Annotated in this window: 15 protein-coding genes; 4 read left to right on the top strand and 11 right to left on the bottom strand. The window is 66.0% G+C overall.

Annotation, left to right across the window (positions count from 1 at the left end; all coding sequences use genetic code 11):
- A partial coding sequence (locus A8G08_RS20195; protein ID WP_157108687.1) for an FtsX-like permease family protein occupies positions 1-991 on the bottom strand: 991 nt, incomplete at its 3' end.
- The gene (locus tag A8G08_RS20190; RefSeq protein WP_068278188.1) at positions 991-1,767 is read right to left on the bottom strand and encodes an ABC transporter ATP-binding protein; all 777 of its coding nucleotides are present in this window, start codon (positions 1,765-1,767) and stop codon (positions 991-993) included. The genes A8G08_RS20195 and A8G08_RS20190, both read right to left, overlap by 1 nt.
- Before the next feature lie 180 nt (positions 1,768-1,947).
- On the opposite strand from A8G08_RS20190, the gene A8G08_RS20185 reads away from it, so the two are divergent.
- The gene (locus A8G08_RS20185; RefSeq protein ID WP_068278187.1) at positions 1,948-2,718 is read left to right on the top strand and encodes a deoxyribonuclease IV; all 771 of its coding nucleotides are present in this window, start codon (positions 1,948-1,950) and stop codon (positions 2,716-2,718) included.
- A 19-nt stretch (positions 2,719-2,737) separates the two neighbouring features.
- Entirely contained in the window at positions 2,738-3,673 is a 936-nt protein-coding gene (locus A8G08_RS20180) for a hydroxymethylglutaryl-CoA lyase (RefSeq protein WP_068278185.1), read from the top strand.
- Between the two features lie 90 nt (positions 3,674-3,763).
- Here the strand turns inward: A8G08_RS20180 and A8G08_RS20175 are convergent, their stop codons facing one another.
- From A8G08_RS20175 to A8G08_RS20155, 5 genes are all read right to left on the bottom strand, one after another.
- Positions 3,764-4,465, bottom strand: coding sequence for an ESX secretion-associated protein EspG (locus A8G08_RS20175; RefSeq protein WP_068278180.1), 702 nt, complete (start codon positions 4,463-4,465; stop codon positions 3,764-3,766).
- Positions 4,462-5,769, bottom strand: coding sequence for a hypothetical protein (locus A8G08_RS20170; protein ID WP_068278179.1), 1,308 nt, complete (start codon positions 5,767-5,769; stop codon positions 4,462-4,464). Before A8G08_RS20170 ends, A8G08_RS20175 begins: the two co-directional genes overlap by 4 nt.
- Positions 5,770-6,381: a DUF3558 family protein gene (locus A8G08_RS20165; protein ID WP_084436599.1), complete on the bottom strand. Its 612-nt coding sequence runs from the start codon at positions 6,379-6,381 to the stop codon at positions 5,770-5,772.
- A complete protein-coding gene (locus tag A8G08_RS20160) occupies positions 6,378-6,749 on the bottom strand; it encodes a type VII secretion target (protein WP_068278175.1) in 372 nt (123 codons plus the stop codon). Before A8G08_RS20160 ends, A8G08_RS20165 begins: the two co-directional genes overlap by 4 nt.
- 87 nt (positions 6,750-6,836) lie before the next feature.
- Positions 6,837-8,246 carry an amidase gene (locus A8G08_RS20155; protein ID WP_425394585.1) on the bottom strand — a complete coding sequence of 470 codons (1,410 nt, stop codon included), beginning with the start codon at positions 8,244-8,246 and terminating at the stop codon, positions 6,837-6,839.
- Positions 8,247-8,528: 282 nt separating this feature from the next.
- Between A8G08_RS20155 and A8G08_RS20150 the strand changes: the two genes are divergently transcribed.
- Positions 8,529-9,314 carry a maleate cis-trans isomerase family protein gene (locus A8G08_RS20150; RefSeq protein WP_068278168.1) on the top strand — a complete coding sequence of 262 codons (786 nt, stop codon included), beginning with the start codon at positions 8,529-8,531 and terminating at the stop codon, positions 9,312-9,314.
- On the opposite strand, the gene A8G08_RS20145 is transcribed toward A8G08_RS20150, so the two are convergent.
- Positions 9,258-9,752 (bottom strand): DUF3830 family protein, encoded by a 495-nt coding sequence (locus A8G08_RS20145; protein ID WP_068278166.1) that lies wholly within the window; start codon positions 9,750-9,752, stop codon positions 9,258-9,260. The genes A8G08_RS20150 and A8G08_RS20145 overlap by 57 nt on opposite strands.
- Before the next feature lie 78 nt (positions 9,753-9,830).
- On the opposite strand from A8G08_RS20145, the gene A8G08_RS20140 reads away from it, so the two are divergent.
- Positions 9,831-10,568 carry a maleate cis-trans isomerase family protein gene (locus A8G08_RS20140; protein WP_068278164.1) on the top strand — a complete coding sequence of 246 codons (738 nt, stop codon included), beginning with the start codon at positions 9,831-9,833 and terminating at the stop codon, positions 10,566-10,568.
- A gap of 96 nt (positions 10,569-10,664) precedes the next feature.
- Here the strand turns inward: A8G08_RS20140 and A8G08_RS20135 are convergent, their stop codons facing one another.
- The 3 genes from A8G08_RS20135 to A8G08_RS20125 all read right to left on the bottom strand — a co-directional run.
- Positions 10,665-11,618 carry a D-2-hydroxyacid dehydrogenase gene (locus tag A8G08_RS20135; RefSeq protein ID WP_068278162.1) on the bottom strand — a complete coding sequence of 318 codons (954 nt, stop codon included), beginning with the start codon at positions 11,616-11,618 and terminating at the stop codon, positions 10,665-10,667.
- Complete coding sequence (locus A8G08_RS20130) at positions 11,615-12,307, bottom strand: GntR family transcriptional regulator (protein ID WP_187344496.1); 693 nt, start codon at positions 12,305-12,307, stop codon at positions 11,615-11,617. Before A8G08_RS20130 ends, A8G08_RS20135 begins: the two co-directional genes overlap by 4 nt.
- Before the next feature lie 10 nt (positions 12,308-12,317).
- The coding region (locus A8G08_RS20125; protein ID WP_157108686.1) for an aldehyde dehydrogenase family protein at positions 12,318-13,083 on the bottom strand (766 nt) is incomplete at its 5' end.

Here is a 13,083-nt window from a genome sequence, read left to right as displayed (position 1 = left end):
CGAGACCGATTGCGCTACCGATCAATCCGATGATCAGGGCCTCGAGGACCACCGACCGGCCAACCTGGCCGCGGCTGGCGCCAACGGCACGCAACAGCGCCAGCTCACGCAACCGCTGAGCGACGATCATCGAGAAGGTGTTGTAGATGATGAATGTGCCGACGAGCAGCGCGATCGCACCGAAGGCAAGCAGGAAGTAGTTGATGAACTTGAGTGCCTGCTGGATCTGGTCGAGCTGTTCGTCGCGAACCTCGACACCGGTCTGCACCTTCAGGTCCGGATAGGCGGCGGCGACTCGGTCCCGCAATACCTCCTGGGATTCGCCGGTCCCCGCTATGTCGAAGTACGCGACATGCTTCCCGTCGGTGAAGAGCTGCCTCGCCTGATCGGAATCGAACTGGACGCCGATGAAGCCACCGGTGTCGGACGGAATGGAGTAGATCCCGGTCACGGTGACGTCGACCGTGCCGCGCGCAGGCACAAGTACCTGTGTGCGGTCTCCGACCGCGAGGTCCGCGCGCTCGGACGCGCCGGCGTTGATCGCGATCTCGCCCGGGACCGAGGGCGGCGAGCCCTCGACGAACGTGTCCGGCTCCTCGATCGCCTGCTCCGGGGGCAGGTACGACTCACCGATGCTGGGGGCGCCGCCGGTCTGCACCGGATCGCCCTCCTTGTCGAGCAACACCACCTGGCCCGACGTGCCGGGTGCGACCGCGCGCACGCCGTCGATCTGGGCGAGTTGGCCACCGATCTCGAACGGCACGCCGCTGGACAATTCCTCCTCGGAACTGACCCGCACGTCGACGCCCTTCGCGACCTCGTCGAAGATGCCGTCGAATGTGTGCTTGAGAGTGTCGGTGAAGACGAACGACCCGGCAACGAACGCAGTGCCGAGCACCACGGACAACACCGTCAACGCCAGTCGCAACTTGTGCGCGGCGAGGTTGCGCAACGACACCTTGCGCATCGGGGATGAGGACACCGATGACATCAGTTGCTCTCCAGCGACTTCATCCGATCCAGCACGGCCTCGGCAGTGGGCTCACGCAACTCGTCGACAATGCGGCCGTCGGCGAGGAACACGACGCGGTCGGACCAGCTGGCCGCACGCGGGTCGTGGGTCACGATGACCACTGTCTGACCGAACTCGTCGACCGCGGCGCGCAGAATCGACATCACTTCGCCCGACGACCGCGAGTCCAGGTTGCCGGTCGGCTCGTCGCCGAAGATGATCTCCGGTTTGCCCGCCAACGCCCGGGCGCACGCGACGCGCTGCTGCTGCCCGCCGGACAGCTCCGCCGGGCGGTGGTGCAGCCGGTCTGTCAGCCCGAGGCGTTCCACCACGTTGTCGAGCCACTCCTGCTCGGCCTTGCGGCCGGCGATATCGAGCGGCAGCGTGATGTTCTCGAGCGCGGTCAGCGTCGGCACCAGGTTGAACGCCTGGAAGACGAACCCGATGCGGTCGCGGCGAAGGTTGGTCATTTGCTTGTCGGACAGGCCGGTCAGGGCGGTATCGCCGATTCGGACCGTGCCCTCGGAAGCGTCATCGAGCCCAGCGAGGCAGTGCATAAGCGTGGACTTACCCGAGCCGGACGGGCCCATGATCGCGGTGAACTCGCCGCGCGCGAACCCGATCGACACGCCATCGAGTGCGCGTACCTGGGTGTCCCCGGATCCGTACACCTTGACCAGATCCTCCGCGCTCGCGGCGGGTGTCGGGGCTCCGGATGTATCACCGGTGACGCTGCTCGTGGCCTCCGAGGTCATAGCTGCCTTCCTTCCGCGCGCGCGGACATGCCACGCCCCGCGCCGACGCGCGGTTCTTCCATACTGTCCGATTCATCCTTGCCGAGGCCGCTGAGTGTCGCCATCGGGGAGGACCCTGAACTTCTCGCTTGTGGTGACTCGGGGTGGGTCGGTGTCGGTCAGTCTCGTTAGGGTGCAGACATGCGGATTGGAGCACACGCGCGTTCGGACGACGACCCGATCAGTTTCGGCGAGAAACTCGGCGCCGATCTGATCCAGATGTTCGTGATCGACCCGCAGGGCTGGGAGAAGCCCAAACCGCACCCGCGGGCCGCGGAGATCGTCGCCAGCCCGATCGACGTCGTGGTGCACTCCTCGTACCAGATCAACGTGGCGAGCACGAACAACCGGCTACGGATGCCGTCTCGGCAGGCCGTCGATCTGCAGGCCAAGGCCGCTGCCGAACTCGGCGCGTTCGGCCTGGTCGTGCACGGCGGCCACGTCCGCAATCAGGATGAGGTCTCCGCCGGTATCGAAAACTGGCGAAAGCTCTTCGAACGCCAGGAGGAAAAAGGCGGTTTCGCGGTACCGATCCTCATCGAGAACACCGCGGGCGGTGACCACGCGATGGCGCGCTACTTCGACTCCATCGCCCGGCTGTGGGACGCCGTTGGCGATTACGGCGCCGGGTTCTGCCTGGATACCTGCCACGCCTGGGCCGGTGGCGAGGAACTGGTCGGCGTCGTCGACCGAATCAAGGCGATCACGGGGCGCATCGACCTGGTTCATCTCAACAGCTCACGCGATGAGTTCGACTCCGCTCGCGACCGGCACGCCAATTTCTCCGACGGCACGATCGACCCGGAGCTGCTCGCCGAGGTGTGCCGCACCGCCGGTGCACCGGTGATCCTGGAAACGCCGGAAGAGGGCGTGGCCGACGACCTCGCGTATTTGCGCGAACACGTGGGCTGAGCCGGCGGAGAATCGGGACATGACGTACTCGTTCGAACCGCGAGCCACACTGCGGGACGTGACCTTGCGCGACGGGTTGCAGCTCACAGGCAAGGTGCTGCCCACCGCGCGCAAGGTCGAGATCGTGCGCTCCCTGCTCGCCGCCGGGGTATCCGAACTCGAGATCGGTTCGATGGCCCGCCCCGACTTGGTGCCGCCGATGGCGAACTCGCTGGAGCTCATCGGTGAGCTAACGCCTGACGAACTCGAGCGCTGCTGGATCTGGGTCGCAACCCCACGCCATGTCGAGCGCGCGCTCGCCGCGGGGGCCCGCAACTTCCAGTACTGCTTCTCGGTGTCGGACGCGCACAACGAAGCGAATATCGGACGCGACACCGAGGCAAGCATCGCTGCGATGCCGAAGGCGGTCGAACTCGCGCGTGAGGCGGGCGGACGGATCCAGCTCTGCCTTGCGACGTCGTTCACCTGTCCATTCGAGGGGCGCGTCGACCCGCAGCGGGTGATGGACATCGCCAAAGACGACCGCACCGCCGGTGCCTGCGACATCGTTATCGCCGACACGCTCGGCCAGGCAGTGCCGGCCCAGGTTTCCGCCTTGATCGGCGCGGTCCACGCGCGAAACCCCGAGCACCGCATCGTTTTCCACGGTCACGACACCTGGGGTCTCGGGGTCGCGAACAGCCTCGCCGCGATCGGTGCCGGCGCGAGCGTGGTCGACGGTTCGCTCGGTGGTCTTGGCGGCTGCCCGTTCGCGCCCGGCGCGAGCGGCAATACCTCCACCGAGGACCTGCTTTTCGCCACCCGCCCGGACTGGTTCACCCCGGACACGCTGGAATCGCTGGTGGTGCTCACCGAGCAGACGCTCGCCGAGCTCGACGAGCCGAACCGCTCCAAGACCGCCGAGGGTGCGCGATCGAAGGCGAAGGCCTTCGAGTGGGTCATCAACAGCAACTGAGTGCGCGCCCGCCTCCCGAGTGCAAACCTTCTTCCCGGGTGAGAACCTTCGGCTCCGTTTGGAAGATTTGCACCCGGGAAGGCACTTGGATCAGGCCGAATCCGTGAGCAGCTTGTGGAGTTCGGCGGCGACTACCGCCCGCGAGGCGGGGATCAGTTCGACGTCGTGGTGCGAGCGAATCAGATACCGCCCGTCGCCCACCACGTCGATCCACGTCAGCGCGGGTTGCACCGAGAGCGTCTCGTCAACCAGCACCTCGGCTAGCAAATGGCCGACGCCAGTTCGAGACCGGCGCAGCACGTTCCGGATGAGCGCCGAGTCCGACCTCGCGGTGGCCGAGGACAGCATCCCATTCTCGGGCTCACTCTTCACATCCGAAAGTAGCGCAGTGCGAGGGGGTTCCGAGCCCGCCGGCCGATCGGGGAGCTGCTCGACGAAGCGGTCGACCAGCTCGTCTCGCAGACCGAGCCACAGATGCAGACCTGACTGGTCAACTCGCTGACTCACTACCGTCGCGGTCGGGCCGGACGCTGCACCCAGAATTCGGACCTCCGCCAGATCGTCGGTTCCGAACGCCGTCAAGCGGATCGGCGATCGCGCGAGCAGACCGAGGGCAACCTGCAGATCACCGTCGACTGCGCCTGCGCGCCAAGGCTTCAGCTCACGCAGATGCGCATCTCGCTCGGATTCCGTCCTCGCGGACGGGCGCACCTGCAACGGATACGGAAGGTGATTGGCGTCTACCAATTCCCATGCATAGGAGAATTGGTCGGGCGTAAAGGTCCATTTCACGCCTGACCCCACGCACCGATCACCGGCGGGGCCGTCGGCGAGAGATCGCCGATTAGCTCACTGCCGTTGTCCGCGTTGACCAGGTAGGACGGAGTCTCGTGCTCCTTGTCGTCCTCACCCTTACCGCGATGCCCGCCCGGCATCATGCCGGTCGACATCCCACCCTTGGCCGCCGCAGCGACACTCATTCCGGGGCGCATGGAGTCGCCGCCCGCCGCGACCGCACCTGCCATCGCGCCGCCGAGCGCACCCACGCCGAGGCCGGTCAAGCCATCGGTTCCCTCACGCTTGCGCTCATCGCGCCGCGCACCGGCACTGCCGCCCAGGAAACCGCCACCGCCGGAACCGCCTGAGCCCGAACCACTTCCGTTGGCGCCCGAGCCATAGCTGCTGGCGGCAGTCGAACCATCGGCGCTCGAGTTCGCGGGTGAGGTCATGGAACTAGAGCCGGATTCCGCGCTCGTAGCGCGGGTTTCAGATGAAGCCGATTGTCCCGCAGCGGTTTCCGATGACGAGCCATCGGAGGCGAGATCTTCGGTCGCTGACGACGTCTCGCCGCCGTCGCCCGACGTGCCGCTGCTGCCGAACGATCCCATTCCACCACCGCCGCCACTGCCGGTGCCATTGCCAGTTCCGCCAGAGGTCGGGTCGGTCGGGGCAAAGAACGAGGGAACGGCATCGCCCACGGGTTTCATGGTGGTGACGTAGATGCTGTCCATCGCCCGAATAGCTTCCTGACGAGCGGCTTCCCTGCGCTCCTCGGCCTGCTTCACATCGATGGCGGCGGTCGGGCTGATGATCGCCAACGCGGTTTCGGCAACCGACACGGGCGGCTCGGGTGGTGGGACTGCTGCTTTCAGTGCTTCAGCGGCGTAGCCGGCTTGCTTCAGTCGGGAGATGACGGAGGTCATTACGTCGTGGGTCTGGCTAGCTTGTTTGGAAAGCGAACTGATAGCGTCGCTGATCTTCTCCGCAGTTGTTCCTTCCCAGCTGCGATCGAGCGCCGCGAGCGCGGCCATGACGCCGCCGGTCACCGCACCGGAGAATCCGGATGCGGCCTCAAACCACTGCTTTGCTGCCGCATTCAATGTGCCCGGATTCATGGTCTGCACGTGGCGGTAGATCTCTTCGTGGCTGAACGAGGCGAAGGCTTCTAGTTCCGTCACGTAATTCGGCTCCGCACCTTCCACGCCTGTCTCGCGCGCGGCGCGCCCGTTGGCCAGATCGGTGGCGTGCTGCTGAGAGCCCTGCGCTTGAACCTCGCGCCGAATGGGCTCGGGCAGAAAGGTAAGTGGCTGCGACACTCAATCCCCCTTGGGCAGCGACGGCTCGAGAGCTGTTGCGATACGAGTAGCTTCCGTGCAGGCGTCAAAACCCGCCTCGCGTTCCGCCGCGAGAGTTGGCGACACATCAACGGCGGAGAATCCGAAGCCGGTTCGTAAAGTGACCGTGCAGGCGCTCTGATGAATCCGATTCATTCCAACAAAGACATCGCGCCCGTTGATCGCGGTATCCGTTGCGGGAGGCAGGTTTCGGGCCGCTCGCGACTGGTGATCGTTCGCTCGCATTTCATCAAACGCCTGGTTGTCGGAAACTAGCGTCACGTACACGAGCGGGCTGTCGAGATCGCAACTGAAGTACGAATTCGGGTCGCCAACCGAGTCCACTCGCTTCTTGCTGCCTGGGTCTAAGCCCACAGACTGCAGGATGGAATCATCGATATCCAGGCACGGGTCGAGCGTGATCGCCCGCTGACCTGCTGGTAAGGCGGGTGCAGCCAGCTTTGATGGCACGACACTGGTCGTCGCGGTCGACACAGGTTGTGACGGTGCCTCCGCGTCGTTGTTCGAAGCACACGAGCACAGCGCGGCGCACGCAGCCAATGCAGGAATCATCATGGTCCACGAGAATTTCACGACAAGCCGTCCTCAGCCGTGTTGATTGCGCCTTGATTCGCGTGGTCCTGATCGGAGTACGCGGTGCCCGCCTGTCGCACTGCAGCAGACATGTTTGTCACAACCGTCGCGTATGCATCCAGTTGATTGACGGCCGCCAGCATTTTGGCTTCGAACCCGTCGTGTAATTGCGCCCCTGAGTCGAACGTCCCGAATCCGCTGTGCGTGCTACCGGCGCGACCCATCTCGGCGGCTTGGCGTTTCACACTCTCCGCCAACACATCCAAATGCTGCGCCACCCGCTCGGCCGCACCGTGGTCGACCCTTAACGCCCCGCTACCCACCGCATCCTGCAGGCTCTTCAGCCCGTTCTGCGCGTCATCCAGCACTCGAGCGACCCCCGTCCCGACCGACAGCTACGAGTAGTAAGACGCAGCCGACACCCGCCGGGTTCCACGCAGACGGACCTCCGCCGGCTACGACGCAGGCCGCCAGCGCCACCAGTTCGTCGCGTCCTCATAGGCCTTGGCGGCGTTCAACACGCGCATATCGGAATGCCGAGGCCCGACGATCTGCAGCCCGACCGGCAGCCCTGCCTCGGAAAAGCCGCACGGGACGGTGATCGCGGGCTGCTGGGTGAGGTTGAACGGGTAGGTGAACGGCGTCCAGCCGGTCCACCATTGCGCGCTTGATCCGACCGGTACGTTGCGGCCGGCGTCGAAGGCGACGATCGGCATCGTCGGGGTCACCAGCAGGTCGTAACGCTCGTGGAAAGCGCCCATGTGAACACCGAGCGCCATCCGTTGCCGCATCGCTTCGAGATAGTCCTGGGCGCTGTAGGAGAGGCCCCGGTCGCAGGCCTTTGCCAGCTCGGGGTCGAGTTCGGCGCGTTGCGCGTCGGTGAGGTGCTCGGTGGCCTTCGCCGCACCCGACATCCACAGGCATTCGAAGGCCCACAGCGGGTCGTCGAATCCCGGCTCCACTGTTTCAACGTCGGCGCCTAGCCCGGCAAGCACCTCCACAGCGCGCGCGACGGTCTCGGCGACCTCCAGATCGACCGTCGCATGGCCGAGATCCACACTGAACGCCACGCGCAGGCCGGTGAGCGGAGCGTCGAGCCCGAACCGGAAGGGCGCGGTCGGGGTCGCGAGCGCGGACCAATCGCGCGAGTCGAAACCGGTTATGACGTCGAGCATCAGCGCCGTGTCGGCCACTGTGCGCGTCATCGGCCCGACGTGGGCCAGGGTGCCGAAGGGGCTTGGCGGGTAGTTCGGGACGGTGCCGTAAGTGGCCTTGAAACCGACGATGCCGCAGAAGCTGCCGGGGATGCGCACTGAGCCGCCGCCATCTGTACCCACGGCGAGCGGGCCCATCCCGGCCGCAACCGCTGCCGCGGCGCCACCGCTCGAACCCCCGCTGGTGCGGGCGGGATCCCACGGGTTGCGGGTGATCCCCGTTAGCGGGTTGTCCGTGACGCCCTTCCAACCGATCTCAGGAGTGGTCGTTTTCCCGACCAGGACCGCACCGCTCTCGCGGAGTCGCGCGACCGCGGGCGAGTCGTCGGGCCAATCTTGTTCCGGATTGATGCTTTTCGATCCGCGAAGGGTAGGCCAGCCACGGGTGAGCAACAGGTCTTTGATTGACGTAGGGATCCCGTCGATGAGGCCGAAAGGCACGCCTCGCTGCCAGCGCTCTTCCGATTCGCGCGCGGCATCGAGCGCGGCATCGCGAGCGGTCAAGGTGAACGCGTTCAGTGCCGGGTCCGCCTTGTCGATTCGGTCGAGCACGGCACGTGTCGCCTCGATGGGCGAGACATCGCGCTGCCGGTACGCGTCGACGAGCTGGGTCGCGGTCCAGTCGGCGAGGTCGGCTGGCAGCTCGGGCACGGTCATCACCCCTTCGGATCGCAGATTGTCAACAATCTAGTGGCGGGGCGGCGGCAGCGTCCACATCACGGATCAAAGAATTCGGCGCGTGGTCTTGGCGGGAAGGCACGCGAGGTCGCACACTGATGCTGTCGGCACGGCGCGGGTGTATCGCGCGAGGATTTACGCAGATGAAACGCCCAAAGGCCAGTCACCTTTCATAACAGCAGCACAATCGACGTGGATGGTTCAGCGTCGAACCGGATCGTAGACTGTTGACAATCCACGCCGAGGGGTGAACCCATGGATCAGACCTACTTGGGGGTCATCGTTCCGTACGATTTTGCGCTCGACCGCGAGATCTGGAAATGGACGCCCAAGCGCGTATCGCTGCTGGTCACCCGTACTCCACAGCTCGGGCTCCCCTCAACTGTGGCGATGGCCGAATCGATCAGTGACGAGTCGACGATCCGCAACGCCACCCGGCAATTGCTCACCACTGAACCTGCGGCCGTCGTGTACCTGTGCACGTCCGGCAGCTTCGTTCGCGGCGTCGACGGCGAGCGGCAAATGCATCGGGTGATGGCCGAGTCGGGTGCGCCGGCCACGGTGACAACCGCCGGTGCGCTCGTGCAGGCGTGCGATGCCCTCAACGTCCGTCGCATCGCGCTGGCGACGCCATACCTCGACAGCGTCACCGCCCGCCTGCACGGCTTCCTCAACGAGAGTGGCGTCAGGGTCGTCAACAGCCTCGGACTGGGGTGCGCAGAACGGATCTGGCAGGTCTCCGAACAGCGCGTCCACGACCTCGTCGTCGCGGCCGACCATCGCGACGCCGACGCGGTGTTCATCAGCTGCACGAACCTGCGCACCTACGGGCTCATTCGCGAGCTGGAGGCCGAGCTCGGCAAGCCTGTTCTCACCGCGAATCAGGTGTCGATCTGGGCCGCACTGCGCGCCGCCGCGCTTAAGCAGCCGGACATCAAGCAGCGGCTGTTCCTCGACACCTGGCATCGCCGCCGGAGGAGCCCGTCAAAGGCCACCCTCGCGGCGCTCGAAGCGCAGCGTTTCGCCCTCCACCCCGCGTAGCCATAGATCCTGTGCGGCCGCGGCGATCTCATCGAGGCCGCGCACGATCGTTGCGAACACATTTCCCGGCACGAAGCCGAAATCCGGGTTGAGCAACAGGTTGTTGCGCTCGTAAAACAGCGCGAGGTCGATCTTCGGCGCGGCGGTTCCGCCGTAGCCGTGCGACTTGGGTGTGAGTTGCCAGGGCGCGAACGTGAAGTACATGACGTCACCGGGAATCGGGGTGATCGTGGGATTCTCCGGCCCCGGCTCGGGGTCAGCGAAGGCGTCCACCAGCGTGTAGATCTCGTTTCGCGCGTACTTCGCATGGAACGCGCCCGCTTCCTGCGGTAACGCATCCCAGACTGCGGCACAGGTGCGCGGCGCGAGATCGTCGTGCAGTTCCGCCACGCAGGTGACGCCGCGTTTGGTCAGGGAGATGTCGATGTACCGGGTCATGGACGCCCTTTCCGGATTCGCCGAAGTCCTGCAAAGTGTAGATTGTTGACAATCCTACGGTCACGCACGAGGAGGCGCATGAGCACGCACGAACCCGCAATCGGCATCCTCTACCCCGGCTTCTCCGCAGAGGACGATTACCCACATTTCGAGGCACTACTCGGCGGCGACGTGACGCTCCCGGTACAGCACACCGTGATGAACGAGGACGCGCATCGGCTCGACGCGCTCCTCGACTGGGGCCGCCCCGAAACCCTCGCCGCCGGTGCGGATGCATTGCGGGACAAGGCAATAGACGCGGTCATGTGGGCGTGTACCAGCGGTAGCTTCGCCTACGGCTGGGACGGCGCGCACGAGCAGGTGCGTGCGCTTGCGGCGCATACCGGTGTGCCTGCATCGAGCACATCCCTGGCCTTCGTCCACGCGCTGCGGGCACTCGAACTGCGCCGCGTGGCCGTCGCCGCGACGTATCCGGCCGATGTGGCAACGCTTTTCGCGGACTTCCTCGGCGCCGCCGCCGTCGAGGTCGTGCAGATGAGCAGCCACGAGATCGTCACTGCTGCCGAGGTCGGCACGCTGAGCGCGCAGCGCCTATTGGATATCGCTGTTGCCGGTGACGATGACGCGGCCGAAGCTGTCCTGTTGCCCGACACCGCGTTCCACACGGCCGCACATCTCGAACTACTCGAGCAGCGCCTCGGCAAGCCGGTGCTCACCGCGAATCAGGTGACCGTGTGGGAGGCGCTGCGGCTCGTGCAGGCGCCGGTGCACCGCGTCGGTCTCGGGCGACTGTTCCGGGACGCCATTGCGGTGTGAACGGAAGATTTGTTGCGTTAGACGGGGTGAACGCTTCCATTCACTCCGGACCGGGGTAATACGGCGGTAACACAGCGCGATCCGAGCACAGCGCGTTCAGTGGACGTAACCGCTCCGCTTGTCCACCACGTTGAGCAGTTCAGTCCCCACGGCATACCGCTCAAAGTTGTCGACGAACAACCGCTCGAGCCGGTCACGCCAGCCGATTGCGTCACCGCTCAGGTGCGGCGAGATGAGCACGTTCTCCATAGCCCAGAGCGGATGTTCGGGCGGCAGCGGTTCGGTGTCGAAGACATCCAGGGCGGCACCAGCGATCTCGCCGCTCTGCAGCGCGGCCACCAGGTCATCGGTGACGACGAGTTCGCCGCGGCCGACATTGATCACCCGGGCGGTCTGGGGCAGCGCCGAAAGGACCTTCGCGCCGATGAGCCCGCGGGTCTTGTCGGTCAGCGGTGCGAGCAGCACGAGGTAGTCCACTTCGGGGACAACGGCACTCAGCTCCGAACTGTCGTGCACTACACCGAAATCCGGATCGCCGGTGCGCGTTCGCCTTCCCGCACCGGCAACGTCGATCCCCACCGCACGCAGCAGTCGCGCGGTCTCGCGGCCGATCGCGCCGGTACCGACAATGAGTGCACGAGTCCCGGTGATCAGCTCGGTCTCCCGGTGCCGCCAGGTGCGCTCGCGCTGCAACCGCGCCGAGGTGGGCAGGTCCTTGGCGAAGGCGAGAATGCTCGCGAGCACGTACTCGGCGATCGGACGATCGAAGATGCCGCGCGAATTCGTCACGACCACATTGGATTCCACCAGATCACCGAACAACAGCGTGTCGACCCCGGCGGACGCGACGTGCACCCACTTCAGCGCCTCGGCGACATCCCAGCAGTCGCGCAGCGCACCGGAGAAGAAGTCCCACACCAGTAGTACGTCGGCCCCGGGCAGCTGCTCGCGGAGCGTGTCCGTCGTCGCGTACCGGATCTCGGCGGCCAGCTCATCGAGCCCGGCCGGGCGGTGCTCCGCGTGCAGGACGGCGACGACGGGACGGGTCATGGTTGTCCCGCGAGTTCCCGCTCCGCCATCAGCGTCGTGAGATCGTCTACGGCCGTGGACAAATGGGTCCGAATCGCGTCGGCGAGTACCTCCCAGGTCCCCGTCTCGAGCACGTCGACCAGGTGTTGATGCTCCTCGGCCAGCGCCTCTGGACGGTGGTAGGCACGTTCGAGGTGGACCATGCAGATCCGCGACTCGGCGGCGAGCGTCGAGTAGATCCGTACCAGCCGCGAATTGCCGGCCGCTTCCACCAGGGTTGCGTGGAACTCGAGGTCCCGCTTCGCCAGCGCCCGCCAGTCCCCCGCCTCGATCAGTGCGGGCATCGTCGCGACGATGCGCGCGAGCCGACTCACGGCGGACCCACGCAGTGCCGGGTTTCCGTCCAAAACCATTCGCGCCGCGGCCAATTCGATGGCCTCGCGCGCGGTATAGATCTCCGCGACATCGCCGGGCGTCAGCTCGACAACGAACACCCCGCGATTGCGATGGCTGACCAGCAGCCCCTCCTGCGCGAGACGCTGCAGCGCCTCGCGCACCGGCCCCCGCGAAATAGCCAGTTGCTCGGCCAGATTCGCCTCCGACAGCTGCTCCCCCGGCGCATACGTGCCGTCGAGAATCCGCTCACGCAGCCGATCCGCGATCACCACCGAGGTCTGCCGCGCATTGAGCGGGGTGAGGCGCCTGGTCATCACTGGTCTCCTAGGTTCGCGGAATCGCGAGGTACTTGTACTCGAGGTACTCGTCGATCCCGACCTTGCCGCCCTCACGCCCCAGGCCCGACTGCTTCACTCCACCGAACGGCGCCGCCACATTCGACACGATGCCCGCGTTGAGCCCGACCATCCCGACCTCGAGCTCCTCGCTCAGGCGGAAGGCGCGGTCGATGTCCTGCGTGTAGATGTAGCCGACCAGCCCCCACTCGGTATCGTTCGCTGCCGCGATTACCGCGTCCTCATCGTCGAACACCGAGATCGCCGCGACGGGGCCGAAGATCTCGGTGCGCATGAGTTCCGCGTCCGGGCCAACCTCGGTGAGCACGGTCGGCGGGAAGAAGTACCCCGCGCCGTCGAGCGGTGCGCCGCCGGTCAGCACCCGCGCGCCGCTCCGCGTTGCGTCGTCGACGAGGCCCGCGACCTTCTCGAGGCCCGCGCGGTCGATCAGCGGTCCGATATCGGTGCCCACCGCAGCCCCATCGCCAACGGTCAGCGCGCGCATCCGCTCAGCAAGCTTTTCAGCAAACTCCGTCGCGACGCTGCGGTGCACGAAGAAGCGATTGGCCGCGGTGCATGCCTCGCCCATGTTGCGCAGCTTGGCGAGCATCGCACCGTCAACCGCGCGGTCGATATCGGCGTCCGCGCACACCACGAACGGTGCGTTCCCGCCGAGCTCCATGGACGTGCGCATCACCGTCGTCGCGGCCTGGCGCAGCAGCAGCTTGCCGACCGCCGTGGAGCCGGTGAAGCTC

The organism is Aldersonia kunmingensis, assembly GCF_001646865.1.
GTDB lineage: Bacteria > Actinomycetota > Actinomycetes > Mycobacteriales > Mycobacteriaceae > Aldersonia > Aldersonia kunmingensis.
Note: the sequence above shows the minus strand (reverse complement) of the source record. Positions and strands in the feature narration are given on the sequence as shown.

Excerpts from the sequence above, each read along its gene's own strand:
- A8G08_RS20190 (WP_068278188.1), bottom strand. The coding sequence starts at position 1,767 with ATGACCTCGGAGGCCACGAGCAGCGTCACCGGTGATACATCCGGAGCC.
- A8G08_RS20145 (WP_068278166.1), bottom strand. The coding sequence starts at position 9,752 with ATGACCCGGTACATCGACATCTCCCTGACCAAACGCGGCGTCACCTGC.
- A8G08_RS20140 (WP_068278164.1), top strand. The coding sequence starts at position 9,831 with ATGAGCACGCACGAACCCGCAATCGGCATCCTCTACCCCGGCTTCTCC.
- A8G08_RS20130 (WP_187344496.1), bottom strand. The coding sequence starts at position 12,307 with ATGACCAGGCGCCTCACCCCGCTCAATGCGCGGCAGACCTCGGTGGTG.
- A8G08_RS20150 (WP_068278168.1), top strand. The coding sequence starts at position 8,529 with ATGGATCAGACCTACTTGGGGGTCATCGTTCCGTACGATTTTGCGCTC.
- A8G08_RS20180 (WP_068278185.1), top strand. The coding sequence starts at position 2,738 with ATGACGTACTCGTTCGAACCGCGAGCCACACTGCGGGACGTGACCTTG.
- A8G08_RS20185 (WP_068278187.1), top strand. The coding sequence starts at position 1,948 with ATGCGGATTGGAGCACACGCGCGTTCGGACGACGACCCGATCAGTTTC.
- A8G08_RS20135 (WP_068278162.1), bottom strand. The coding sequence starts at position 11,618 with ATGACCCGTCCCGTCGTCGCCGTCCTGCACGCGGAGCACCGCCCGGCC.